At 69.0% G+C, this 19589-nt stretch carries 21 protein-coding genes; 11 read left to right on the forward strand and 10 right to left on the reverse strand.

What is annotated here, in order from left to right:
* Positions 1–138 precede the first annotated feature (138 nt).
* Positions 139–1086, forward strand: a complete 948-nt coding sequence (locus KIT86_RS10530; RefSeq protein WP_297398038.1) for a TerC family protein — start codon at positions 139–141, stop codon at positions 1084–1086.
* Between the two features lie 4 nt (positions 1087–1090).
* Here the strand turns inward: KIT86_RS10530 and KIT86_RS10535 are convergent, their stop codons facing one another.
* Positions 1091–1687: a Crp/Fnr family transcriptional regulator gene (locus tag KIT86_RS10535; protein ID WP_297398041.1), complete on the reverse strand. Its 597-nt coding sequence runs from the start codon at positions 1685–1687 to the stop codon at positions 1091–1093.
* 114 nt (positions 1688–1801) lie between these two features.
* On the opposite strand from KIT86_RS10535, the gene KIT86_RS10540 reads away from it, so the two are divergent.
* The 6 genes from KIT86_RS10540 to cynS all read left to right on the forward strand — a co-directional run bounded on the left by KIT86_RS10540 (position 1802) and on the right by cynS (position 7540).
* Positions 1802–3016, forward strand: coding sequence for a PAS domain S-box protein (locus KIT86_RS10540; protein WP_297398043.1), 1215 nt, complete (start codon positions 1802–1804; stop codon positions 3014–3016).
* Positions 3013–3696: a response regulator transcription factor gene (locus KIT86_RS10545; RefSeq protein WP_297398045.1), complete on the forward strand. Its 684-nt coding sequence runs from the start codon at positions 3013–3015 to the stop codon at positions 3694–3696. Before KIT86_RS10540 ends, KIT86_RS10545 begins: the two co-directional genes overlap by 4 nt.
* A gap of 135 nt (positions 3697–3831) precedes the next feature.
* Complete coding sequence (locus tag KIT86_RS10550) at positions 3832–5250, forward strand: CmpA/NrtA family ABC transporter substrate-binding protein (protein WP_297398047.1); 1419 nt, start codon at positions 3832–3834, stop codon at positions 5248–5250.
* A 2-nt stretch (positions 5251–5252) separates the two neighbouring features.
* Positions 5253–6116 (forward strand): nitrate ABC transporter permease, encoded by an 864-nt coding sequence (ntrB, locus tag KIT86_RS10555; protein WP_297398048.1) that lies wholly within the window; start codon positions 5253–5255, stop codon positions 6114–6116.
* Between the two features lie 55 nt (positions 6117–6171).
* The gene (locus tag KIT86_RS10560; protein ID WP_297398084.1) at positions 6172–6966 is read left to right on the forward strand and encodes an ABC transporter ATP-binding protein; all 795 of its coding nucleotides are present in this window, start codon (positions 6172–6174) and stop codon (positions 6964–6966) included.
* A 130-nt stretch (positions 6967–7096) separates the two neighbouring features.
* Complete coding sequence (gene cynS, locus KIT86_RS10565) at positions 7097–7540, forward strand: cyanase (protein ID WP_291115180.1); 444 nt, start codon at positions 7097–7099, stop codon at positions 7538–7540.
* A gap of 142 nt (positions 7541–7682) precedes the next feature.
* Here the strand turns inward: cynS and KIT86_RS10570 are convergent, their stop codons facing one another.
* Complete coding sequence (locus tag KIT86_RS10570) at positions 7683–8543, reverse strand: LysR family transcriptional regulator (RefSeq protein WP_297398052.1); 861 nt, start codon at positions 8541–8543, stop codon at positions 7683–7685.
* A 103-nt stretch (positions 8544–8646) separates the two neighbouring features.
* Here KIT86_RS10570 and bla point away from each other — a divergent pair, with 103 nt between their 5' ends.
* A complete protein-coding gene (bla, locus tag KIT86_RS10575; RefSeq protein WP_297398054.1) occupies positions 8647–9513 on the forward strand; it encodes a class A beta-lactamase in 867 nt (288 codons plus the stop codon).
* Between the two features lie 7 nt (positions 9514–9520).
* On the opposite strand, the gene KIT86_RS10580 is transcribed toward bla, so the two are convergent.
* Together KIT86_RS10580 and KIT86_RS10585 are read right to left on the reverse strand one after the other, a co-directional pair.
* Entirely contained in the window at positions 9521–10390 is an 870-nt protein-coding gene (locus KIT86_RS10580) for a pirin family protein (protein WP_297398056.1), read from the reverse strand.
* A gap of 128 nt (positions 10391–10518) precedes the next feature.
* A complete protein-coding gene (locus KIT86_RS10585) occupies positions 10519–11394 on the reverse strand; it encodes a pirin family protein (RefSeq protein WP_297398058.1) in 876 nt (291 codons plus the stop codon).
* 86 nt (positions 11395–11480) lie between these two features.
* On the opposite strand from KIT86_RS10585, the gene KIT86_RS10590 reads away from it, so the two are divergent.
* Together KIT86_RS10590 and KIT86_RS10595 are read left to right on the forward strand one after the other, a co-directional pair.
* Positions 11481–12386 carry a LysR family transcriptional regulator gene (locus KIT86_RS10590; protein ID WP_297398060.1) on the forward strand — a complete coding sequence of 302 codons (906 nt, stop codon included), beginning with the start codon at positions 11481–11483 and terminating at the stop codon, positions 12384–12386.
* Between the two features lie 77 nt (positions 12387–12463).
* Positions 12464–13507 carry an RNA methyltransferase gene (locus KIT86_RS10595; RefSeq protein WP_297398062.1) on the forward strand — a complete coding sequence of 348 codons (1044 nt, stop codon included), beginning with the start codon at positions 12464–12466 and terminating at the stop codon, positions 13505–13507.
* Positions 13508–13519: 12 nt separating this feature from the next.
* Here the strand turns inward: KIT86_RS10595 and KIT86_RS10600 are convergent, their stop codons facing one another.
* Positions 13520–14290, reverse strand: a complete 771-nt coding sequence (locus tag KIT86_RS10600; protein ID WP_297398064.1) for a hypothetical protein — start codon at positions 14288–14290, stop codon at positions 13520–13522.
* Between the two features lie 111 nt (positions 14291–14401).
* Between KIT86_RS10600 and KIT86_RS10605 the strand changes: the two genes are divergently transcribed.
* Positions 14402–14803, forward strand: coding sequence for a transcriptional regulator (locus KIT86_RS10605; RefSeq protein WP_297398066.1), 402 nt, complete (start codon positions 14402–14404; stop codon positions 14801–14803).
* A gap of 18 nt (positions 14804–14821) precedes the next feature.
* Here KIT86_RS10605 and KIT86_RS10610 read toward each other — a convergent pair whose 3' ends face one another.
* From KIT86_RS10610 to KIT86_RS10630, 5 genes are all read right to left on the reverse strand, one after another.
* A complete protein-coding gene (locus KIT86_RS10610) occupies positions 14822–16084 on the reverse strand; it encodes an FAD-dependent oxidoreductase (protein ID WP_297398068.1) in 1263 nt (420 codons plus the stop codon).
* Positions 16081–17232 carry an acyl-CoA dehydrogenase family protein gene (locus tag KIT86_RS10615; RefSeq protein ID WP_297398070.1) on the reverse strand — a complete coding sequence of 384 codons (1152 nt, stop codon included), beginning with the start codon at positions 17230–17232 and terminating at the stop codon, positions 16081–16083. Before KIT86_RS10615 ends, KIT86_RS10610 begins: the two co-directional genes overlap by 4 nt.
* Positions 17229–17804, reverse strand: coding sequence for an OsmC family protein (locus KIT86_RS10620; RefSeq protein ID WP_297398072.1), 576 nt, complete (start codon positions 17802–17804; stop codon positions 17229–17231). Before KIT86_RS10620 ends, KIT86_RS10615 begins: the two co-directional genes overlap by 4 nt.
* 33 nt (positions 17805–17837) lie before the next feature.
* Entirely contained in the window at positions 17838–18728 is an 891-nt protein-coding gene (locus KIT86_RS10625) for a sulfurtransferase (protein WP_297398074.1), read from the reverse strand.
* A gap of 241 nt (positions 18729–18969) precedes the next feature.
* On the reverse strand, positions 18970–19589 hold a 620-nt coding region (locus KIT86_RS10630; RefSeq protein WP_297398076.1), incomplete at its 5' end, for a sigma 54-interacting transcriptional regulator.

Raw genomic sequence — 19589 nt, forward strand, 5'->3', positions numbered from 1 at the left:
CCGGCGTCCAGCCGGGCCTCGGTGGGCGGGGTTTCCGTCATTACGTGGCCTGCGGGCCGCCGGGAACCCAGAGCCGCGCCACGCGCGGTGGTGACAAGACCTTGGGGTGTTTGTTCAACACCAACCTGAGGTTTTTCAATGGAAAGCATTGCCCCGCTGTGGCTGTGGGTCGTCTTCGTCGTGTTCGTCGTGGCGGCCTTGTTCGTGGACTTCGTCGTGCTCAAGAAGCAGGGCTCGCACGCCGTGGGCGTGAAGGAGGCGCTGAACTGGTCGGTCGTCTGGGTGGCGCTCAGCTTCTTGTTCAACGGCCTGTTCTGGTTGGCCGTGAAGGACAGCACCGGTTCGAGTGCCATCGCGACCGAGAAGTCGCTGGAGTTCCTCACCGGCTACCTGATCGAAAAGAGCCTGGCGGTGGACAACATCTTCGTCTTCCTGATGATCTTCACCTACTTCGCCGTGCCGCCCGCGTTCCAGAAGCGCGTGCTCATGATCGGCATCCTGGGCGCCATCGTGCTGCGCACCGTGATGATCCTGGTGGGCGGCTGGCTGCTGGCGCAGTTCCACTGGATCCTCTACGTGTTTGGCGCCTTCCTGGTGCTCACCGGCGTGAAGATGTGGTGGGCCGCCGGCCAGGAGCCCAGCCTGGACGGCAATCCCGCGCTGCGCCTGCTGCGCCGCGTGCTGCCCGTCAGCAAGGGCTTTGACGGCGAGAAGTTCTTCACCGTGGAGAACGGCAAGCGCATCGCCACGCCCCTGTTCATGGTGATCTGCCTGGTCGGCCTCGTCGATGTGATCTTCGCGGTCGACTCCATCCCGGCCATCTTCGCGATCACGCGAGACCCGTTCATCGTGCTGACCAGCAACGTCTTTGCCATCCTCGGCCTGCGCGCGATGTTCTTCCTGCTGCAGGCAGCGGCAAGCCGTTTCCACCTGCTCAACTACGGCCTGGCGGTGATCCTGGTCTTCATCGGCACCAAGATGATGCTGATCGACATCTTCAAGATCCCGGTGGCGGTCTCGCTGGGCGTGGTGCTGTCCATCCTGGCGATCACCATGCTCTGGAGCGCACGGACCGCCCGGAACTGACGCTTCAGTCGAGGTCCGGCACCAGCCGGTCGATCTCCTGCTGCATGGAGAAGACCAGCTGGCTGTAGAGCTGCAGCTTGCTGTCGGCCTCGCGCAGGCGCCGGCTCAGGCGCAGCGCCACGGCGCTGAGCAGCTTGGCCGCCGTGGCGGGTTCCTCGGCGATCATGGTTTCGAGCGCAAGCCGGTTGAGCACCGCGCAGCGCACGTCGGTGCTGGCCGTGCAGGTGGCCGAGCGCGCAGCGCCGTCCATCAGCGACATCTCGCCCATCAGGTGGCCGGGCCCCAGCACATTGACGGTCTGGGCGTCCACACGGCTCACGGTGAGTGCCTCGACCGTGACCTCGCCCTCCACCACCAGCGCCATGAAACCGTCGTCGCCGCTGCCGCCGCTGTCCCCCTGGCGGATGATGGCCTCGCCCTCGGCGCAGTCGCGCAGCTCCATGTAGCTCACCACCGTGAGCGCCTCGTCTTCGCTGAGCTGGATCAGCGCGTTGGCCGAGCGCAGCAGCTCCGCCGCGCGCCGGGCCGTGCCCGAACCGCTCACGCGGGCGCGGCGATCGTTGGCGGGGCGCGCGCCGAACAGGGTGTTGAACAAGGCCATGGCAGGTTACCGGTGGGCAGGACAGGCAAAGCGCGATTGTCATCCCTTCGGGCCGGTTCCCCAATTCCGGGCCGGCACGCACCGCTTTGGCACATCCATTGCTTGGGCGGATGCATGCACCTGGACGCCCCCCACCTTGTCAGCCGCCCCGAGACGCCGGCCACCGGCGCCTGGCGCGACCCGCTGGCCCTGCTGCTGGCGTCCACCGGCGAGGGCGTGTTCGGGGTCGATCTCGACGGCCTGTGCGTGTTCATCAACCACGCCGGTGCCCGCATGATCGGCTTCGAGCCCGCCGAGCTGCTGGGCTCCAACATGCACGACCTGACCCACCACTCGCACGCCGACGGCGCCCACTACCCGGTGGAGGACTGCCCCATCTTCAACGCCTTCCGCCAGGGCCTGCCCTGCCGCATCGACAGCGAGGTGTTCTGGCGCCGCGACGGCAGCAGCTTCCCGGTGGAATACTCCAGCCACCCGATCGTCGACGGTGGCGAGGTGCGCGGCGCGGTCGTCACCTTTGTCGATATCACCGAACGCAAGCGCGCCGCCGACGCCCTGCAGCGCGCCAAGGACGAGCTCGAAGAGCGTGTGGGTGAGCGCACGCTCGCGCTGGCCACCGCATTGAAGCAGGTGCGTGAACTGGCCGCCCGCTCGGAAACCGTGCGCGAAGAAGAGCGCACCCGCATCGCTCGCGAGGTCCACGACGAGCTCGGCAGCCTGCTGGTGGCCCTCAAGATGGACGTCAACTGGATGGACCGGCGCCTGTCCGAGCAGGAGCAGCGCAGCCCCGAGGCCGCGCACGACATGCGCGAGCGCATGCGCTGCAAATGCCAGAACATGAGCCGGCTGATCGAGACCGCGGTGGACAACGTCGGCCGCATCATCACCGACCTGCGCCCCAGCATCCTGGACCACCAGGGACTGTGGGCGGCGCTGGAGTGGCAGGCGCAGGAGTTCGTGCAGTCGGCCGAACTGGCGCTGGACTGGCGCATGGAGGTGGCCGAGGCCCTGGAGCCGCCCGAGCCCCTGGCCATGGCGGTGTTCCGCATCTTCCAGGAGATGCTCAGCAACGTCGGGCGGCACGCGCACGCCGACCGGCTGGGGGTCCACATCGTCGTGCGGGGGACTGCCCTGCTGTTGACCGTGCAAGACAATGGCGTGGGTGCGCCCGCACAGGCCTTCGAGGCCGCCAATGCCTATGGTGTCATGGGCATGCGCGAGCGGGCGCGCCATTTTGGTGGCGACATCCAGATCGACAGCGCACCGGGTCAGGGCACGCGCATGTGCCTCACCGTGGCGCTGGGCCCGCAGACACAGACATTGACATGAACACCTCCTTCGACCTGCTGGCCGAGACCATCCGCGTGCTGATCGGCGATGACCACCGCATCGTGCGCGAGGGGCTCAAGCAGATCCTGGCCGACGCGCCCGACGTGCAGGTGGTGGCCGAGGCCCAGACCGGGCCGGACGTGCTGGCGCAGGTGCGCGAGCTCGGCGGCAGCCTGGGGCTGGACCTGGTGCTGCTCGACATCGCCATGCCCGGGCTCGACGGTCTGGACGTGCTGCAGGCCATCAAGCGCGAGCACCCCCGCCTGCCCGTGCTCATGCTCAGCACCTACCCCGAGAAGCAGTACGCGGTGCGCTGCATCCGCCTGGGCGCCTGCGGCTACCTGAACAAGAGCGCCGACCCCGACGACATGCTCGCCGCCGTGCGCAAGGCCGCGGGTGGGGCGGTGTTCGTGAGCCAGGCCACGGCCGAGGCGCTGGCCGCCGCCGTGGGCAGCGCGGGCGCGCAGGGCGGGCCCGAGGCGCTCTCGCACCGCGAATACCAGGTCTACCGCCTGCTCACACAGGGCCGCACCGTGAGCGAAATTGGTGCGCAGCTCGGCCTGGCGCCCAACACCGTGAGCACTTACCGTGCGCGCGTGCTGGAGAAGACCGGCACCAAGAACGACGTGGAGCTCGCGCTGTACGCCGAACGCCACGCGCGCGCGCCCAAAAGCGCCTGAAAAACCGCTTCTTGTAGGGCTGGCCCTACACCGCGTCGGTGAGCGCGGCACGACTTGCGCCAATCCGCGCGCGCCGCGCGTCTTCTGGCCCGGTGCTTGCAAAGAGCACCTCGTCTTCAACACACGAGGTGCGCCATGTCCGAATTCTTCGATCCCTACAACGCCGATCGTCCGCTCATGATGAAGTGCAGCTGCGGGCGCGACCACACCGTGGCCGACCACCACGCCGAAGTGGCCGCCGACAGCGCCGCCATCGAGCTGCGCCGGCGCAGCGAGACCGCCGAGTTCGAGGCCTACAGCAACGAATTCATCGAGGCCACCCTGGTCAAGGCCCTGTTCCCGCAGGACGAGGTGCGCCGCCGCTTCCTGCGCGCCGTGGGCAAGGGCACGGCCATGGCCGCCATCGCCAGCGTGCTGCCGGTGACCAGCCTGCAGGCCCTGGCACAGGAAGCCGGCACCCGCAAGGGCACGCTGGAGAAGACCAACCTCAAAGTCGGCTTCATCCCCATCACCTGCGCCACGCCGCTGATCATGGCCCACCCGCTGGGCTTCTACAGCAAGCAGGGCCTCAATGTCGAAGTCACCAAGACGGCTGGTTGGGCGCTGGTGCGCGACAAGATGATCAACAAGGAGTACGACGCCTCGCACTTCCTCTCGCCCATGCCGCTGGCCATCTCGCTGGGCCTGGGCAGCAACGCCACGCCGATGAACGTGGCCACGGTGCAGAACATCAACGGCCAGGCCATCACGCTTGCGCTCAAGCACAAGGACAACCGGGACCCGAAGAACTGGAAGGGCTTCAAGTTCGGCATTCCGTTCGACTATTCGATGCACAACTTCCTGTTGCGCTACTACCTGGCCGAGAACGGCCTGAACCCGGACACCGACGTGCAGCTGCGCGTGATCCCGCCGGCCGAAATGGTGGCCAACCTGCGCGCGGGCAACATCGACGGCTTCCTCGGCCCCGATCCCTTCAACCAGCGCGCCGTGTTCGACGAGGTGGGCTTCATCCACCTGCTCACCAAGGATCTCTGGAACGGCCACCCCTGCTGCGCCTTCGGCACCAGCACCGAATTCATCCAGAAGAACCCCAACACCTTCGCCGCGCTCTACCGCGCCGTGCTCACCGCCGCCGCCATGGCGCGCGACCCCAAGAACCGCGAACTCATCGCCAAGGTGATCGCGCCCAGCCAGTACCTCAACCAGCCCGAGGCCGTGCTCACGCAGGTGCTCACCGGCCGTTTCGCCGACGGCCTGGGCAAGATCCAGACCGTGCCCGACCGCGCCGACTTCGACCCCATGCCCTGGCAGAGCATGGCGGTGTGGATGCTCACCCAGATGCAGCGCTGGGGCTACATCAAGGGCGAGGTGAACTACCAGCAGATCGCCGAGAAGGTCTTCCTCATCACCGACGCGCGCAAGCACATGAAGGAACTCGGCCAGCCCTTCGCGGCCGGCCCGGGCTACACGAAGCACACCATCATGGGCAAGGTGTTCGACCCGGCCAAGCCGGCCGAATACCTGAAGAGCTTCGCCATCCAGAAAGCGGCCTGAACATGAAAGTCGCCAGCCTCAACCTGCGCGCGGCCCTGGTCTCGCTGCTGCTGTTCGCCGTCTTCGTCGGTGCCTGGCAGCTCTCCACCAGCGGCCCGAGCGTGGGGGGTGCCTCGGCCGGCATGACGGCCGAGGAAATCGAGTACGCCAAGATGATGGGCAAGGACCCCGGCGCCGAGAAAAGCACCGGTTTCCCGCCGCCCACCGAGGTGGCCAAGGCCAGCTGGTCGCATCTGTCCGACCCGTTCTACGACAAAGGCCCGAACGACAAAGGCATCGGCATCCAGCTCGCCCATTCGCTGGCACGCGTGGGCCTGGGCTTCGTGCTCGCCATGGCCGTGGCCATCCCGCTGGGTTTCCTCATCGGCATGTCGCCGCTGATGCGCAAGGCCTTTGACCCCTTCGTGCAGGTCCTCAAGCCCATCAGCCCGCTGGCCTGGATGCCGCTGGCGCTCTACACGCTCAAGGACTCGGACGTCAGCGGCATCTTCGTCATCTTCATCTGCTCGGTCTGGCCCATGCTGATCAACACCGCCTTCGGTGTGGCCTCGGTCAAGCGCGAGTGGCTCAACGTGGCCAGCACGCTGGAAGTCAACCCGATCCGCAAAGCCTTCCAGGTGATCCTGCCGGCCGCCGCGCCGACCATCCTCACCGGCATGCGCATCAGCATGGGCATCGCCTGGCTGGTCATCGTGGCCGCCGAGATGCTGGTGGGCGGCACCGGCGTGGGCTACTTCGTGTGGAACGAGTGGAACAACCTCTCGCTCACCAACGTGATCTTCGCCGTGCTGCTCATCGGCGTGGTCGGCATGCTGCTCGACCTGATGTTCGCCCAGCTCCAGAAGGCGGTGACCTATGTGGAGTGACGCCCGCCTGCGCGAGCACCCGGCCCAGCCCGTGGCCCCCAAGAAAGCCCCCAAGATGACCGGTTTCCTCCAGGTTGAACAACTCGCCAAGGCCTACCAGGCCGACAAGCCGGTGTTCGCCGACGTCTCTTTCGCCATCGACAAGGGCGAGTTCGTTTGCATCATCGGCCACAGCGGTTGCGGCAAGACCACCATCCTCAACGTGCTCGCCGGTCTGGACACCGCGACCTCGGGCCACTGCTTCATGGACGGCCGCGAGATCGCCGGCCCCAGCCTGGAGCGCGGCGTGGTCTTCCAGAGCCACGCGCTCATGCCCTGGCTGACCGTGCGGCAGAACATCGCTTTCGCGGTGAAGTCGCGCTGGCCCGACATGCCGCGCGCCGAACTCGGTGCCCATGTCGAAAAGTTCGTCGCGCTCGTGGGCCTGAGCCCGGCCATCGACAAGAAGCCCAGCCAGCTCTCGGGCGGCATGAAGCAGCGCGTGGGCATCGCGCGCGCCTTTGCCATCCAGCCCAAGATGCTGCTGCTCGACGAGCCCTTCGGCGCGCTGGACGCGCTCACGCGCGGCACCATCCAGGACGAGCTCATGGGCATCGTGCGCGAGACGCAGCAGACCGTCTTCATGATCACGCACGACGTGGACGAGGCCATCCTGCTGGCCGACCGCATCCTGCTCATGAGCAATGGCAGCGAAGGCCCCAAGGGTTACGTGCCTGGCGGCATGGCCGAGGTGGTGGTCAACCCGCTGCCGCGCAGCCGCACGCGCGCGCAACTGCATCACCTCGATGGCTACTACGACCTGCGCAACCACATCGTGGACTTCTTGGTCTCGCGTGCGCGAGCCCATTGAACCCCCCGCGTCGCCTTCGGCGCCTCCCCCCTCAGAGAGGGGGGCGACACCTGGGGCCGGCGGAGCCGGACCCGCGGTGTCCCTGGATTGAACCCTTTCACTCAACCGTTTCATCAACAAGAGGCAACACATGAACCGACTCGATGTCACCGAAAAAATCATTTCCACCAAGGTGTCCAAAGGCATCAGCTGGGCCGACGTGGCCAAGAAGGTGGGCCAGTCCAAGGAATGGACCACGGCGCTGTGCCTGGGCCAGATGACCGCCTCGCCGGCCCAGGCGAAGGTGGTGGGCAAGATCTTCGGCCTCTCCGTGGAAGAGCAGAAGTGGCTGCAGGTCGTGCCCTACAAAGGCTCGCTGCCCACGCCGGTGCCCACCGATCCGCTGATCTACCGCTGGTACGAGATCGTCAGTGTCTACGGCACCACCATCAAGGAGCTGATCCACGAAGAATTCGGCGACGGCATCATGAGCGCGATCGACTTCAGCATGGACATCGAGCGCCAGGCCGATCCGAAGGGCGACCGCGTGAATGTGGTGCTCTCGGGCAAGTTCCTGCCGTATAAACAGTATTGACCCCCCGCCGCGCTGCGCGCGTCCCCCCCTGGAAGGGGGGCGGCAACTGGGGCCGGCGCAGCCGGACCCTCGTTGCCCCTGGAGGGGCGGTTGCGGGTGGCGAAGGTCTGCGTTGACCCCTCGCCGCGCTGCGCGCCGGGCCTCAGCCTGGTGTCTGCAGCTCCAGCCAGTCCTGAAAGGCCTTCATGGCCGCGCTCTTGCGCCGCGTCTTCAGGCGCGTGAGCCAGTAGCCGCCCACGTCCACCTCGGCCTCGAAGAGGCGCACCAGCCGCCCGCTCTGCAGGTCGCGGGTGAACAGCGATACCGGCAACAGGGCCACGCCCGCACCCTGTGCCGCCGCGTCGGCCAGCGCCAGCGAAGCGTCGAACACCGGCCCGGTGAGTAGCGGCGCGCGCGCGCCCGCCGCCTCGAACCACTGCGCCCACTCGTCCGAGCGGTAGGAGCGCAGCAGCGTCTCGCGCCCCAGGTCGGCCAGCGTGCGGATGCGGTGGGCCACGGCCGGCGCGCACACCGGCGCCAGCGGCGCGGCCAGCAGGTGCCGCGTCTGCAGACCGGGCCACTGGCCGTCGCCGAAGCGGATCGCGCAGTCAAGGCCTTCGGCCGCGAGGTCGATGCGGTTGTTGTGCGTGAACAGCCGCAGCTCCACGAAGGGGTGTCGCGCCTGGAAGTCGCGCAGGCGCGGAAGCAGCCAGCCCACCGCGAAGGTGCCGACCGCGCCCACCGACAGCACCTCGCGCTTGGAGGCGCCCTTGAAGCTCTCCAGCGTCGCCGAAACGCGCGCGAACGCGTCCACCAGCGTGGGCAGCAGGGCCATGCCTTCATCGGTCAGCGCCAGACCGCGCGGCACGCGGCGAAACAGCGGCTTGCCCAGGCGCTGCTCCAGGTTCTTCACGTGCTGGCTCACCGCGGTCTGCGTGAGGTTCAACTCCTGCGCGGCGCGCGTGAAGCTCAGGTGGCGCGCCGAGACCTCGAAGGCGCGCAGGGCGTTGAGTGGCAGGTCCATGGCGTCGATCCCCAAGTTTTTCCGTGGTTTGACCTTGATTATTCCCGTTTGAATGGGCCGGCCATCCTGCCTACGATGGCGGCCTTGTTCACAAGGAGCCACCATGACCGATCGACGCACTTTCTGCCTGACCTCAGGCGCTGCCCTGTTGGGCCTGACCCACGGAAATACTTGGGCCGAGACCGATGCCCTGCAGGACGCGCTGCGCGACATTGAAACCAAGGCGCGAGGCCGCCTGGGCGTGCATTTCATCGACACGGCGACGGGCCGCGAGCAGGGCTGGCGCATGGATGAGCGCTTTCTGATGCTCAGCTCCTTCAAGCTGCTGGCCAGCGCGCTGGTGCTGGACCGCGCAGACCGGGGCGAGGAGTCGCTGGAGCGGCGCATCCGCTACCGCCGGCAGGACCTGGTGTCCTGGTCGCCGGTGACCGAGCGCCACGTGGGCGGCGAAGGCCTGAGCCTGGCGCAGCTGTGCGAAGCGACCCTGACCACCAGCGACAACACCGCCGCCAACCTCATCCTGGCCAGCTATGGCGGCCCGGCCGCGCTCACCGCCTACGCGCGCCGCCTGGGCGACCGCGTGACGCGGCTGGACCGCATGGAGCCCGAGCTCAATGTGCGCGCAGCCGGGGGCGAGCCGCTGGACACCACGACGCCGCGCGCCATGGCGCACACGCTGCGCGCGTTGCTGGTGGGCGATGCGCTGTCACCGGCCTCGCGCGCGCGGCTGCTGCAATGGCTGCTGGCCAACACCACCGGCGGCAAGCGCCTGCGCGCCGGGCTGCCGGCGGACTGGCGCATCGGGGAGAAGACCGGCACCGCCGACGACGACGCCAACGACATCGGCATCGCCTTTCCGCCGCAGCGCGCACCGCTGATCGTGACGGCCTACCTCGCCGAGAGCGTGACCGACAGCGCGACGCGAGAGACGGCGCTGGCCAGTGTGGGGCGGTTGCTGACCCGGCTCTGAGTGCCGCTCAACCCGGCAGCGGAATCCACTCCTGGTCGTCCTGCGGCGGCAGCGGGATGCGGCCTGCGGCCCAGTCGGCCTTGGCCTGCTCGATGCGCTCCTTGCGAGAGGACACGAAGTTCCAGTAGATGTGGCGCTCGCCCAGCGGTTCGCCGCCGAAGATCATCAGCGTGCTTCGGGTGCGCGCGGTGATCACGGCGTCGCTGTCGTCGCCGAAGACCAGCAGCTGGCCGGGCACGTAGGTCTGGCCGCCGTATTCCACTTCACCCCGCGCCACGTAGGCCGCCTGCTCGCTGTGACCGCCCGGCAGCGCCAGACGCGCACCAGGCTGCCATTCGGTGTGGAGGTAGAACAGCGGCGAATGGGTGCGCACGGGGCTTGTCATGCCGTAGGCCTCGCCCGCGATCAGGCGCATCCACACACCGCCTTCGTCGCGCACCGGCAGGTCGGCAGCGGGGTAGTGGGTGAAGGCCGGCTCGGTCTCTTCATCGGCCTCGGGCAGCGCCACCCACAGTTGCATGAGTTCGAGCCCGCCACCGGCAAACGAGTCCGGGTGTTTGAAGCGCTCGGAATGCGAGATGCCGCGCCCGGCGGTCATCCAGTTGACGTCACCGGGGTTGATGAGCTGGTGCACGCCCAGGCTGTCTCGGTGCGAGACCTGGCCGCTGAGCAGGTAGCTCACGGTGGACAGGCCGATGTGCGGGTGTGGCCGCACGTCGGCGGCGCGCGTGTCCTCGGCCGCCAGCGTCACCGGCCCGGCGTGGTCCACGAAGATCCAGGGGCCGACCATGCGGCGCTTCGCGTAGGGCAGCACGCGCCGCACTTTCAGGCCGTGGCCCAGATCGGCCTCGCGGGCGGTGATCACCATCTCCAGCATGTTGTTCTCCAAAACACCCCCGCGGCGCTTCGCGCCACCCCCTCAAGGGGGCGACACCAGCCGTCCGGCGAAGCCGGCCCGGCGGTGTCTCTGGGATGAGGCTGCTTCATTCAGCGTTTGCGTCGTTCTCAGGCCGTGACGCCCGCGATCCGCCCCATTTTTCCAGACTGGAAGTCGGCAAAAGCCTGGTGGATCTCGGCCTCGCTGTTCATCACGAACGGACCATAACCCACGATGGGCTCGTCGATCGGTTCACCCGCCAGCCAGAGCACGGTGGCGTCCTCCAGCACCTCGAACGTCACGTCCTGCCCCTCGCGCGAATGCACGGCCATCTGCGCGGCGCTCACCTCCTTGCCGTCGGCCAGGCGCAAGCGCCCGCGCAGCACGAAGGGCGCGGTGGTGTGGCCCTCGGCGGCGGGCAGCGTCACGGTGTGGCCGGCCTTGAGCCGCAAGTCCCAGACCTGCATGGGCGTGAAAGTGCGGGCCGGGCCCTTCGCCCCCCGCAACTCGCCTGCGATCACGCGCGCCGTGCCGGCCCCATCGGGCAGGTCGACCTGCGGAATCTGATCGCGCGTGATGCCCTGGTAGCCGGGCGCGGCCATCTTGTCGCGCGCGGGCAGGTTCACCCACAGTTGCACCATTTCGAACGGGCCGCCCTGCTTGGCGAAGCGCTCGCCGTGGTACTCCTCGTGCACGATGCCCGCGGCCGCCGTCATCCACTGCACCTCGCCGGGGCCGATGGTGCCGCCGCCGCCGCTGGAGTCGCTGTGCGAGACCTCGCCGTCGTAGACGATGGTCACGGTCTCGAAGCCCCGGTGCGGGTGCTGACCCACGCCGCGGCGCTTCGTGGTCGGCTCGAAATTCGTCGGGCCGCCATAGTCCAGCAGCAGAAAAGGCGAGAAGCGCTCCGCCGCGCCGTTGTACGAAAAGATGCTGCGCACGGGAAAGCCGTCGCCGACCCAGTGGCCGCCAGCGCTGCGTTGGATGAAAGAAACGGTTTTCATGGGGTGTTCTCCTGGATGAAAGAGCACTGTACCGGGCGGGCGTTCCCTTGATAAGTCGGTAAGATCGCAATTCATTTTTCAATGAGATGAACAATCAAGCCCCCGACCTGAACGACACCCTGGTGTTCGTGCGCGTGGCCCAGGCCGGCGGTTTCAGTGCCGCCGCGCGCCTCATGGGCATGCCCACGTCCACGCTGAGCGTGCGGGTGTCGAGGCTGGAACAGCGCCTGGGCGTCACGCTGCTGCAGCGCACCACGCGCCGCCTGCGCCTGACGGAAGCCGGCCAGGCCTATCTGCAGCAGGCCGCGCGCGGGCTCGACGAGATTCTTCAGGCAGAGGCGCAGCTCGATGCTGGCAAGCACGAGGCCCGGGGTCTGCTGCGCATCACGCTGCCGATCGACATGGGCGACGAGCAGTTGCTCGGCATCCTCAGCGGCTACCGGGCGCGCCACCCGGGGGTCGCGGTCGAGCTGGTGTTTTCCGACGCGCGTCTCGATCTGGTGGAGCAGGGCCTGGACCTGGCGCTGCGCGCGGGCGAGCTGGCCGACTCCAGCCTGGTGGCGCGCCGGATCGGCGAAGCGCGCTGGGCGCCCTTTGCGCACCCGGACTACCTGGCGCGCGCGCCCGCGCTGCGCACACCCAAAGACCTGGCGCAGCACGCCGCCCTGTGTTTCAGCCCGCTCGGGCGCGAGAGCTGGACGCTGATGCGGGGCAAGGCCCGCGTGAACGTGCCGCTGCGCAGCGCCTTTGCGGCCAATGACATGCGCCCGATCCGCCGCCTCGCGCTCGACGCCCAGGGCGTGGCCCTGTTGCCGGACTACGTGTGCCGGCGCGAGGTGGACCACGGCGAACTGGTGCCCCTGCTGCCGGGCTGGCACGCGCGCACCGACCCCATCCACCTCGTCTACCCCAGCCAGCGCTTCGTGCCGGCCAAGCTGCGCCATTTCATCGATGAAGCAGGAGAGGCGCTCTCCGCGCTCTTCGCGCGGTGAGCGCGCCTTCCCCCGGTGCCCCTGGAAAAGGCATCGCCTGCGTGGCCGACGGGCCATCGCGCTAAGCTCCTTGCTCCATGCGCATCGAACACCTCCGCCAACGCCTTCGCGCGCTCGGCGCCAATTCCCGCCACGAGCAGCGCGTGTTGCGCCTGTGGTCGCAGGCCCTGCCGCAGGACGCGGGCCGGCGCCAGGTCGAGCATTTCCTGCCCGCCACCCTGGTGGCGGCCTTGCCCGCACTGGCCGAGGAGCTCGCGGGCCTGGCCGTGCTGCGATCCGAACACCCGGGCGAGGACGGTTCGGCGCGCCTGCTCGTGGCGCTGGGCGATGGCCAGACGGTGGAGAGCGTGCTGCTGCCACGCGATGGCCTGTGCGTGTCCACCCAGGTGGGTTGTGCGGTGGGCTGCGTGTTCTGCATGACGGGCCAGGGCGGTCTGGTGCGCCAGGTGGGCAGCGCCGAGATCGTGGCGCAGGTGGCGCTGGCGCGCGCGCGCCGCGTGGTGAAGAAGGTGGTGTTCATGGGCATGGGCGAGCCCGCGCACAACCTGGACAACGTGCTGGAGGCGATCGATCTGCTGGGCACCGTGGGCAACATCGGCCACAAGAACCTGGTGTTCTCCACTGTGGGCGACCCGCGCGTGTTCGAGGCACTGCCGCAGGGCCGGGTCAAGCCCGCGCTGGCGCTTTCACTGCACACCACCAAAGCCGGGCTGCGCGAGCAGCTGCTGCCGCGCGCGCCGCGCCTCACGCCCGAGGAACTGGTGGACGCGGGGGAGCGCTACGCGCGCGCCACCGGTTACCCCATTCAATACCAGTGGACGTTGCTCGAAGGCATCAACGACGGCGACGACGAGATCGAGGGCCTGGTGCGCCTGCTGCAGGGCAAGTACGCCATCCTCAACATGATTCCGTACAACACGGTGGACGACCTGCCGTACCGGCGCCCGAGCTGGGAACAGGCCGCCGACATCGCGCGCCGCCTGCACCGGCGCGGCGTGCTCACCAAGCTGCGGCAGTCGGCCGGGCAGGACGTGGAGGGCGGCTGCGGGCAACTGCGCGCCCGGGCGGAGAAGCCCGCGCGCCGCACCATCCCGTTGCGCGCCAGCGGCCCCAACGGCTGAGAAAGGGCGCGCTCAGCGCAGCCGCAACCTGAATTCGGGCGGCTCGGAGAACACCACCTGCACGCCAAAGCCGCGCCGCGACAAGGCGAAGCGGCGCACGTGGTGGCGCCACCCCAGTTCGTGCGGGTCCTGTTGAAGGTGGGCGAGGTGCGGTGGGCGGGTTTCGTCGTCGAACAACATGGCGTGGGGCAGGCGCGCCAGGCATTCCAGGGCTTCGACCCGGCCGTCGGTCAGGGCAATCACCCCGCCTCTTTCGACCTGGCTGCGCGAAGGGGCGCCCTCGCACACGTTGGCGCGCACGAAGGCGTGGACTTCCTGCCGGCGCGCGGTGGGGATGAGCCAGGGCGTCAGGCGCGCCAGATCGCTCGTGGCGAAGTCGCGCGGGCCATGCCCGCCCGTCGGGTTCAGGCCGCGAAAGACCTGTTGCAGCCGCTCGCGCCTGGGGTGGTGCGGGGCCATGAGGATGAAATGCCGCGTGAAGCGCGGGTCTTCGATGCCCGCCGCCCGGGCGTCGTTGCGGTTGAGCAGTTGCCAGACCAGCAGCGCCAGCATCACCTCGATCTGTTGCGCCTCCTGGGTCAGCGCCAGGCGGTGCAGGGGTTGCTGCAGCCGCAGCGATTCCCCGTCCATTGCCTCGTGCGCGGCAATGGTCTGCTCGATCAGCCGGCGCTGGCGATCATGGAAGCCATGTCGGCCGCGCAGGCAGCTCGCCTCCTCGCCAAACCACCATCGCAACAGGTCGGTGGTGATGGGTGTGAAGCGGGGTGCAGCTGTGCGGCTCATGGGAGGCCCTCCTGTGAAAAGTGGTTTCGGGTGAGTGAATCAATCAAGATGTGAATTTGCCATACAAGTGGATATTAACCACTGGCGCGGCCAAAAACTAGCGTTCGATGCATGAATCAGAAGCTCGAATTTGCTCAGCGGCTGCGCGAAGCCATGGTGGCGGTGGGTTTGCAGCCCCGCCCCGGTGTGTTGCACAACCTGTTCAATGCCCGCTACTGGGGGACGTCGGTGTCGTTCCAGGCGGTGTCGTGCTGGCTCAAGGGCCAGGCCATCCCCGCGCAGGACAAGCTGCAGCTGCTGGCGGAGATCCTGAAGGTGGAGCCCGAGGTGTTGCGCTACGGCCAGGCCGTGCGCCAGCGCGTGCAGGACAAGCGCAAGCGCTGGGACGAGGCCCTGAGCTTCCAGGAGCGCGAGATGTTCGATGCCTACCTGAACCTGCCGGTGGAGCAGCGCAAAGTGGTGCGCGAGGTGATCCTGGCCTTCGCGCTGGCGCACGAGAAGAGCAAGGCCTGAGCGCCCGCGCCGCGCGGCTCAGTGCAGGGTGAGCGGGCGCGAGGTGGTCTTGACGCGCACCACCGCCGCGCGAGGTGCGTAGGGCGCGGGCGGCGCACCGCACAGGGCGGCTGCGATGGCCCGGGCCTGGCGCGCGATCGGCTCGATAAAGCGGCTGGCCTGCCCGTTCACCGCGATGCAGTCGCCCAGGGCATGGATGCGTTCGTCGCTGGTGCGCAGCGTGGCCGCGTCCACCGCGATGCCGTTGTGCCAGGCCAGCCCGGCGCTGTGGGCGAGCCGTGTCGGCGTCTGCAGGCCGGCGCTGGCAATCACCTGGTCTGCCGCGAAGCGCTGGCCGCAGCCGGTGCTCAGGCGGTAGCGGCCTGCCACCCGCTCCAGCTGCGTCACCTGCACGCCGCCCACGAAGCGGATCGGCAGGTCTTTCCAGGCTTCGAGCAAGGGCGCGCCCGCCTGCTCGGCGGGCCAGCGCGCCAGCGGCGCGGCCTGCACGTCCAGCAGGGTGACGCGGTGGCCGCCGAGCGCCAGGTCGTTGGCGAGTTCGCTGCCGATCAAGCCGGCGCCGACGATGGCCACGTCCTGGGGCGAATCCCCCAGCGCGGCGCGCAGCTTGAGGTAGGCGGCGAGGTGGTTGATGCGCCAGCACAGGGCGGCGGGCAGCGCCGGGGGCAGCGCGGCCTGGGCGCCGTGGGCCAGCACCAGGTGGTCGTACCGGAGCACGCCGCGCGTGGTGCGCAGGGTGCGCGTGTCGGTGCAGATGCGCACCGCCTGGGTGTGGGCGAAGAGGCGCAGGTTCAGGCGCCTGGCCGCCGCCGCGCCGCTTTCCTTGGCAAGCTGGTCGGGCGCGAGCCCGCGCGCCAGCGCGACGGACAGCAGTGGCTTGTCGTACAGGTCACCCGCGCACTGGCTCACCAGGGTGATCGGCAGCGTTGCATCGAGCGCGCGCAGCGCCTCGGCCATCTGCCAGCCGGCGCGGCCGGCACCCACGATCACCACGCCCGGCGCGCCGCCGCGCGAGGCCACCGGCGCGCCGGGGGGCAGGGCGGCGCGCAAGGCCTCCAGCGTGGGCGGTGTGTAGGGCCGGAAGTCGGCCTTGGTGATGCCGCACAGCGGGCAGGACCAGTCGTCGGGAATGTCGGCGTAGCGCGTGCCGGGTGGCAGGCCGCCGTCGGGGTCGCCGTCGGCCTCGTGGTAGATGTAGCCGCAGGCGTCGCAGAGGTACGACTGGTAGGGCGCAAGCGCCTGCACGGCCGCCGCCACGGGTGAGAGGGCGGCGGTGTTCATGACGGCATCTCCTCAGCGGACAGGCGCGCGATTTCCTTGCGCAGGTGCTTGATCGCCGGCGTGACGATGGCCACGAAGTGCGATTCGCGCACGCGGCGCTGCACATCCGAGCTCATGAGGTAGCCGCGCGCCCCCTGGTGCAGCAGGGCCGACTGCGCGGCGCGCAGGCTGAGCTCCGCGCCGTGGGCGCGCGCATCGAGCACGTCGATGAAGAAGTCCACGCTGTCGTTGAAGGGCGCCTGGGCCAGCGCCATCACGCGCGCGCTCAGCGCGTCCAGCTCGGCCTGCAAGGCGTCGGGCCGGTCTTCGAGGAACTGGTTCACATGGCCCAGCTGGGCCTCCACCGCCCACATGCTGTCGATCGCGCCCTGCGTCACGCCCACCGCCATGCCGCACTGGAGCAGCACGAAGGCCGCCCGGATGCGCGCGATGAAGGGCTTGGCCGGCTCGGCCATGCGATCGTCGGCGCCGACGAACACATCCTTGAGCCGCAGCGCGTAGGTACCGGTGCCTTCCATGGCCGAGAAGCTCGGGCATTCGCGCAGTTCCACGCCCGGCGCGTCGCAGCGCAGCAGGAACATCAGCTCGCGCTCCAGCGGCTCGCCCTGCGCGTCCACCACCGCCGCGAGCGCGCCGCAGGCGTGGCCCGGGCCGAGGTTGCTGACCCAGGGCAGGGTGCCGCTGACCAGGTGACCGCCCTGCACGGGCGTGGCCTTGAGCAGCAGGCTTTCGATCTGCGCGTAGCTCTTCATCGGGTTGGACATGGCGGTGCCGCCCAGGGCCTCCCCGCTGGCCAGCGCCTGCAGCGCCGCGCCACCCAGCGCCGGGTTGCCGCTGGCCTGCATGTACAGGCCGCAGACCATCTGGCACCACACCATGAATCCGGTGGCGCCGCAGACGCGCGAGACCTCGGCCATGGCGCGGATCGCCAGGCCGTGGTCGGCGCGGCCCACGGGTGCGTCCAGGTGCGCGCTCAAGGCACCGATCGCGCCCAGCTGCTGCAACACCTCGCGCGGGTAGTGGCCTTCGCGGTCGATCGCCTCGACCACGCTGGCCAGGGGACCTTGCGCCACGGCGCGCACCGCGGCGATCAGCTCGTCGGCCGACGTCCCCTGGGTCAGCTCGCGGGGCAGGTCGTTCGGGTTCATGCGTCCACCAGTCCGATGGTGAACGGAATCGGGTTGCGCATCGTATTGGCCACGGGCGAATAGAAGTTGGCGTGCTGCACGATCTCGTCGAGCACCTCGCGCGGGGCGTCGCCTTCCACCAGCACCTTCACGCGGATCGCCTGGAAACCCATCTCGGGCGGGGTCTTCTCCAGCGCGCCACCGGCGCCCCAGGCAGCGGGGTTGCCGATGTCGCCTTCCAGGAAGACCTCGAGCTTGCTGAGCTTGACGCCCTTCCAGGTCGCCACCGCCGTGATGCCCACGGCCAGGCAGCCGCCCAGGCCCGAGAGCACGATCTCGCCCGGGGCGGGCGCGGTGTCTTCGCCAAACAGGTGCAGCGGTTCGTCCACCACCACCGGCTTGTGCTGGCCCACGGTGGAGAGCGAGCGGTACTGGCCCTCCATCACGGTGTGGACCTTGTTGGTGCCCCGGCTGGCCGGGTTGGCCTTGCCCTTGGCGGCGAAGGCGGCGAGGCCGGCGCCGTCGATCGGGCGCAGATAGGTCTTCACGGTGGTGACGGGGGCGGTGGGTTCGAGGGTGTCGGTGGCGGACATGGGGTCTCCAGGGTTGAAAAAAGGAAGGGGAAATCAGGCGGCGAGCGCCAGGCTGGGCTTCTTGCCCGACTTGGCCAGCGGCAGGCCGGTCTCGATGGGCAGTCGCTCGTCGCGCGACCACTCGTTCCACGAGCCGAAGTACATGCGCACGTCGCTGAAGCCGGCCTGCTTGAGCGCGAGGAAGGTGTTGGAGGCGCGGGCGCCCTTGAAGCAGTAGAGGTAGATGGTGTCGTCGGGTGCGATGCCGGCGGTGGCGCATTCGGCCTTCACCTCGTCGGGCGTCTTGAACACCGGGCCCTGGGCGGAGGGCTTCATGAAGCGGTACCACTCCACCCACCTGGCACCCGGCAGGCGGCCCTTGCGCGGCGCGAAGTCCTTGCCATAGGGCGAGGAGCTGTCACCGATCCACTCGTCCACGTCGCGCACATCGAGCAGCACGGTGTCGGTGCCCAGCGCGGCCTGCACGTCGGCCTGGGTGAGCATCACGTCGCTGCCGGCCAGCTCGGGGAAGGTGGCGGGCACAGGCGTGGTGGCCTCGGTGGAGACCGGCAGGCCGGAAGCCTTCCAGGCGCTGAAGCCGCCGTTGAGCACCTTGATCTTGGGGTAGCCCAGCCAGGTCAGCAGGTAGTAGCCCCGGCAGGACTGGCCGTAGCCGCTGTTCATCGCGTCTTCGTAGAACACGGCCGTTTCCTCGCCCGAAAGGCCGGCGGCGCCCAGCGCGGCGGCAAAGGTGGCCTTGAGGGCTTCGAGGCCTTCGGGTGTGGAGGTGGCGAGGTAGGTGAAGACCTCGCGCAGGTTCACCGCACCGGGGATGTGGCCGGCGGCATAGGTGTCGGCGTCGCGGGTGTCGATGACCACCACGGGTTCGGACGACTGCAGGGCCTGCAACTGGGCGGGGGCGATCAGGGTGGCGTCGATGCTCATGGAAACCTCACGAAAGGACGGGGCCGGCGGGATTGCCTGCCCTGTCTTTCGCAACGGTTGTGCCAGGCCGGTGCAGGACGCCAAAAGTCGCTCCAAGCCTTTGATTTGCAAACTGTTTTTGCTTTCCGATCCAGGGCGGCCGAGGGCTTGCGGACCGCTTGCGCTCTTCAATGTGTCGACACAATGTCGACACATTGCGAGGTGCAGGCCAAAGGCACCGAGGAAGCGGCTTTGCCGGGCCTCAGGTGTTGTCCCCCCCTCGGGGGGAAGGCGACGCAGGGGGGAGTTGGGGGAGCTTCTTCACCCGGTAGGCGAACTGGCGCAGGGTGAGGCCCAGGCTCTGCGCCGCGCGCGACTGGTTGCCCTGGTGCCGGGCCAGGGCGTCGCGCAGGGCCTGGGCGCTGTGCGACTGCGCGCTCTGGTAGTCGCGCACCAGGGGGCGGGCCTGCCCGGCGGGGGCCGCCGCGCCCTGGGCCTGGGGCATGAAGCGCTCCAGCGTGGCCGCCGTCACCAGGGTGTGGTCGGCCAGCAGCACCAGCCGCTCGATCAGGTTGCCCAGCTCGCGGATGTTGCCCGGCCAGTCGTGCGCTTCCAGCCGCGCCAGGGCGTCGGGCGCGAGGTTCACGTTGCGCTGGTGCGCCTGGTTGGCCCGGTTCACGAAGTGCAGGGCCAGCGCGCGCACGTCCTCCCCGCGCTCGCGCAGGCTGGGCAGGCGGATCGGGATCACGTTGAGCCGGTAGTACAGGTCCTGCCGGAAGCGCCCGGCCTGCACCTCCTGCGCGAGGTCGCGGTTGGTGGCCGCGACCAGGCGCACGTTCACCTTCTGCTCGCGCGTGCCGCCCAGGCGCACCAGCGTGCCCT

The sequence above is a fragment of the Hydrogenophaga sp. genome (assembly GCF_026125825.1).
Classification (GTDB): domain Bacteria; phylum Pseudomonadota; class Gammaproteobacteria; order Burkholderiales; family Burkholderiaceae_C; genus Hydrogenophaga.

What these genes read in the sequence shown, in the direction of transcription:
- KIT86_RS10530 (WP_297398038.1), top strand. Translation starts at nt 139, where the DNA reads ATGGAAAGCATTGCCCCGCTGTGGCTGTGGGTCGTCTTCGTCGTGTTC.
- KIT86_RS10535 (WP_297398041.1), bottom strand. Translation starts at nt 1,687, where the DNA reads ATGGCCTTGTTCAACACCCTGTTCGGCGCGCGCCCCGCCAACGATCGC.
- KIT86_RS10540 (WP_297398043.1), top strand. Translation starts at nt 1,802, where the DNA reads ATGCACCTGGACGCCCCCCACCTTGTCAGCCGCCCCGAGACGCCGGCC.
- KIT86_RS10545 (WP_297398045.1), top strand. Translation starts at nt 3,013, where the DNA reads ATGAACACCTCCTTCGACCTGCTGGCCGAGACCATCCGCGTGCTGATC.
- KIT86_RS10550 (WP_297398047.1), top strand. Translation starts at nt 3,832, where the DNA reads ATGTCCGAATTCTTCGATCCCTACAACGCCGATCGTCCGCTCATGATG.
- ntrB (WP_297398048.1), top strand. Translation starts at nt 5,253, where the DNA reads ATGAAAGTCGCCAGCCTCAACCTGCGCGCGGCCCTGGTCTCGCTGCTG.
- KIT86_RS10560 (WP_297398084.1), top strand. Translation starts at nt 6,172, where the DNA reads ATGACCGGTTTCCTCCAGGTTGAACAACTCGCCAAGGCCTACCAGGCC.
- cynS (WP_291115180.1), top strand. Translation starts at nt 7,097, where the DNA reads ATGAACCGACTCGATGTCACCGAAAAAATCATTTCCACCAAGGTGTCC.
- KIT86_RS10570 (WP_297398052.1), bottom strand. Translation starts at nt 8,543, where the DNA reads ATGGACCTGCCACTCAACGCCCTGCGCGCCTTCGAGGTCTCGGCGCGC.
- bla (WP_297398054.1), top strand. Translation starts at nt 8,647, where the DNA reads ATGACCGATCGACGCACTTTCTGCCTGACCTCAGGCGCTGCCCTGTTG.
- KIT86_RS10580 (WP_297398056.1), bottom strand. Translation starts at nt 10,390, where the DNA reads ATGCTGGAGATGGTGATCACCGCCCGCGAGGCCGATCTGGGCCACGGC.
- KIT86_RS10585 (WP_297398058.1), bottom strand. Translation starts at nt 11,394, where the DNA reads ATGAAAACCGTTTCTTTCATCCAACGCAGCGCTGGCGGCCACTGGGTC.
- KIT86_RS10590 (WP_297398060.1), top strand. Translation starts at nt 11,481, where the DNA reads ATGAACAATCAAGCCCCCGACCTGAACGACACCCTGGTGTTCGTGCGC.
- KIT86_RS10595 (WP_297398062.1), top strand. Translation starts at nt 12,464, where the DNA reads ATGCGCATCGAACACCTCCGCCAACGCCTTCGCGCGCTCGGCGCCAAT.
- KIT86_RS10600 (WP_297398064.1), bottom strand. Translation starts at nt 14,290, where the DNA reads ATGAGCCGCACAGCTGCACCCCGCTTCACACCCATCACCACCGACCTG.
- KIT86_RS10605 (WP_297398066.1), top strand. Translation starts at nt 14,402, where the DNA reads ATGAATCAGAAGCTCGAATTTGCTCAGCGGCTGCGCGAAGCCATGGTG.
- KIT86_RS10610 (WP_297398068.1), bottom strand. Translation starts at nt 16,084, where the DNA reads ATGAACACCGCCGCCCTCTCACCCGTGGCGGCGGCCGTGCAGGCGCTT.
- KIT86_RS10615 (WP_297398070.1), bottom strand. Translation starts at nt 17,232, where the DNA reads ATGAACCCGAACGACCTGCCCCGCGAGCTGACCCAGGGGACGTCGGCC.
- KIT86_RS10620 (WP_297398072.1), bottom strand. Translation starts at nt 17,804, where the DNA reads ATGTCCGCCACCGACACCCTCGAACCCACCGCCCCCGTCACCACCGTG.
- KIT86_RS10625 (WP_297398074.1), bottom strand. Translation starts at nt 18,728, where the DNA reads ATGAGCATCGACGCCACCCTGATCGCCCCCGCCCAGTTGCAGGCCCTG.